The organism is Azospirillum isscasi, assembly GCF_030849505.1.
Lineage (GTDB): Bacteria > Pseudomonadota > Alphaproteobacteria > Azospirillales > Azospirillaceae > Azospirillum > Azospirillum isscasi.
Genome location: NZ_JAUJFI010000291.1, coordinates 1 through 3,087 on the forward strand (window position 1 = coordinate 1; position 3,087 = coordinate 3,087).

Annotated in this window: 2 protein-coding genes and 2 pseudogenes; 3 read left to right on the top strand and 1 reads right to left on the bottom strand. The window is 70.7% G+C overall.

Annotated elements, in window-relative coordinates:
- From QSG27_RS28240 to QSG27_RS28250, 3 genes and pseudogenes are all read left to right on the top strand, one after another.
- Positions 1-227 (top strand): annotated as a pseudogene (locus QSG27_RS28240) (L-aspartate oxidase); the annotation flags it as partial.
- Positions 212-1,045 carry a carboxylating nicotinate-nucleotide diphosphorylase gene (gene nadC / locus QSG27_RS28245; protein WP_306712092.1) on the top strand — a complete coding sequence of 278 codons (834 nt, stop codon included), beginning with the start codon at positions 212-214 and terminating at the stop codon, positions 1,043-1,045. The pseudogene QSG27_RS28240 and the gene nadC, both read left to right, overlap by 16 nt.
- 76 nt (positions 1,046-1,121) lie before the next feature.
- Positions 1,122-2,405, top strand: coding sequence for an acetylornithine deacetylase/succinyl-diaminopimelate desuccinylase family protein (locus tag QSG27_RS28250; protein ID WP_306712093.1), 1,284 nt, complete (start codon positions 1,122-1,124; stop codon positions 2,403-2,405).
- A 15-nt stretch (positions 2,406-2,420) separates the two neighbouring features.
- Here QSG27_RS28250 and QSG27_RS28255 read toward each other — a convergent pair.
- Positions 2,421-3,087: pseudogene (locus QSG27_RS28255) on the bottom strand (DUF5672 family protein); the annotation flags it as partial.

The following is a 3,087-nucleotide window of genomic DNA, read 5'->3' on the forward strand; positions in this document are numbered from 1 at the left end:
CGGCGGACCTCGCCGCCGTCCGCCGCTGGGGCGAGGCGCGCAACCGCCTGCTGGCCGGGCGGCTGATCGTCCACGCCGCGCTGACCCGCAGCGAAAGCCGCGGGGCGCATTTCCGCACCGACTTCCCGCGGGAAGACCCGGCGGCGCAGCGCCACCGCTTCATCCTCACCGACCTGACCGGGGCCGCCGGCCCCCTTTCCGGAGACGCCGCATGCTCCATCCTCTGACCTATGAACCGATCGTCCGCGCCGCTTTGGCGGAGGATCTCGGGCGGGCCGGCGACATCACGACGGACAGCATCGTCCCGGCGGACGCCGTGGCGACAGCCCGGCTGGCCGCGCGCCGCGACGGGCGCGTCGCCGGGCTGGAGGTCGCCCTCTCCGCCTTCCGCATCCTCGACCCGGCGGCGGAGCTGCGGGTGGAGCATGGCGACGGCAGCGACGTGGCCCCCGGCGCCACCATCGCCACGGTGACGGGCCGCGCCCGCGCCCTGCTGACGGCGGAGCGCACGGCGCTGAACCTTCTGGGCCGCCTGTCCGGCATCGCCACCGCCACCCGCGCGCTGGTGCGGGAGGTGGAGGGGACCCGCGCCCGCATCGTCTGCACCCGCAAGACCACCCCCGGCCTGCGCGTTCTGGAAAAGCACGCGGTGCGGCTGGGCGGCGGCTTCAACCACCGCTTCGGTCTGGACGACGCGGTTCTGGTCAAGGACAACCACATCGCCGTGGCCGGCGGCATCCGCCCGGCGGTGGAGCGCGTCCGCGCCGCCATCGGCCACATGGTCAAGGTGGAGGTCGAGGTGGACACGCTGGCGCAGTTGGAGGAGCTGCTGACCCTGCCGGTGGACGTGGTGCTGCTCGACAACATGGACCCGGAGACGCTGCGCCGCGCCGTCGCCCTGGTGGACGGACGCATGGTGACGGAGGCGTCCGGCAACGTCACCCTGTCCACCGTGCGGGCCATCGCGGAGTCGGGGGTGGACATGATCTCCGTCGGCTGGCTGACCCACAGCGCGCCGAACCTGGACGTCGGATTGGATATGTAGAGGACACGATCCCTCTCGACAGGCACGCACGCTTGGCCGATCCTTCCGCGCAACGACGTGTGCGCGGGGAGGAGTCATGCCGCTCGACCATCGGGAGTCGCTGTTCCGCCGGATTGCGGAACGGCGCGACGATCTCGTTGCGCTGACCCGCGACCTGATCCGCATTCCCACCGTGAACCCGCCCGGCGACGTCTACACCGACTGCGCGGAGTTCCTCGGGCGGCGGCTGGCGGCGCGCGGTTTCCAGGTCGAGTATGTGCGGGCGGAGGGCGCGCCGGGCGACAGCGACCGCTACCCGCGCACCAACGTCGTCGCCCGCATCGAAGGGCGCGGGCCCGGCCCCTGCGTCCATTTCAACGGCCACATCGACGTGGTGCCCGCCGGCCAGGGCTGGACCGTCGATCCCTTCGAAGGGGTGGTGAAGGACGGGCGCGTCTATGGCCGCGGCGCCTGCGACATGAAGGGCGGCATCGCCGCCTCCATCATCGCCGTGGAAGCGATCCTGGAGGAGGGCATCCCCTTCCCCGGCGCGCTGGAGATCTCCGGCACGGTGGACGAGGAGTCCGGCGGTTACGGCGGGGTCGGGCATCTCGCCAAGCTCGGCTATTTCTCCCGCCCGCGGGTGGACCACGTGATCATCCCGGAGCCGCTGAACGTGGACCGGGTGTGCATCGGCCACCGCGGCGTCTGGTGGGCGGAGATCGAGACGAAGGGCCGCGTCGCCCACGGCTCCATGCCCTTCCTCGGCAACTGCGCGGTGCGCCACATGGGGGCCGTGCTGCACCGGATCGAGACGGAGCTGATTCCCCGGCTCGCCGCCAAGCGCACCGCCATGCCGGTGGTGCCGGAAGGGGCGCGGCAGTCCACCCTGAACGTCAACGCCATCCATGGCGGCCAGCCGGAGGATCACGGCGGCCTGCCCAGCCCGATGGTGCCCGACCGCTGCCGCATGGTCATCGACCGCCGTTACCTGATCGAGGAGGACCCGGAGGAGGTGAAGGCCGAGATCACCGGCATCCTGGAGGATCTGCGGCGCGACCGTCCCGGCTTCGATTACGAGCTGCGCGAGGTGCTGGCCTTCCTGCCCACCCTGACCGACACCGACGCGCCGGTGGTGCGGGCGGTCGGGGCGGCCATCGAGACGGTGCTGGGCCGCCCGGCGGCGCAGGTGGTGTCCCCCGGCACCTACGACCAGAAGCACATCGCGCGGGTCGGGCATCTGAAGGACTGCATCGCCTACGGCCCCGGCATCCTCGACCTCGCCCACCAGCCGGACGAGTATGTGGACATCGACGACATGGTCCATTCCGCGCAGGTCATGGCGATGGCCGCCCTGTCGCTGCTGCGGGGTGAGGTGTAGGCGGCGCGGTTCCCGCTATTTCCAGGTGACCCGGCCGCCGGCGTCCCCGGCGATGAAATCCGCCCAGCGCTCCTGCTCCCCCAGGAGGTTGGCCGGGAAATAGTCGTTCAGCTCCACGGCCTGCCAGCGGTAGCCGGGACGGTTGAAGATGTCGCTGCCCTCCGCCAGGAAGCGGGGCACGTCGATGCCGTCGAGGATGTCCTCGCGGTTCAGTTCCTGGTGCGAGAAGCTCTGGATCTTGTGCCGGATGGCCGCGTCGTCGCCGATGTAGGAGAAATGCCAGCCCGAATGGGGCAGGATGTCCACGTAGGCGGGCTTGGTCTCGGGGGTGTAGCGGTCCAGCGTGCCGCGGCTTTCGCGGATCTGCTGCGGCGTGGTCATTCTGGCCATCAGGCCGCGGACGGCGACGGGGAAGACCGAGAAATTCTCGCCCTCGACGTTCATGAAGTTGACCTTGAAGTAGAACAGCGGCACCCGGAAGCCCGTGATCATCGCCGTGCTGTCGCGCAGCGATGCAACGGACCGGGCGCGCAGGATCTCGTCCACGTCGGAGACGATGACCAGATCGTCCGGCTCCACCTGGCCCAGCCCCAGCGCGATGGCGTTCCGCTGCGCCCGTTCGCGCACCCAGGGATTGTCGGTTTCCGGGAAGTCCGGGGCGACGACCAGCTTCACCTTGTCG

Bases quoted from the DNA above. Each gene is read 5' to 3' on its own strand.
- nadC (WP_306712092.1), top strand. From the start codon at position 212: ATGCTCCATCCTCTGACCTATGAACCGATCGTCCGCGCCGCTTTGGCG.
- QSG27_RS28250 (WP_306712093.1), top strand. From the start codon at position 1,122: ATGCCGCTCGACCATCGGGAGTCGCTGTTCCGCCGGATTGCGGAACGG.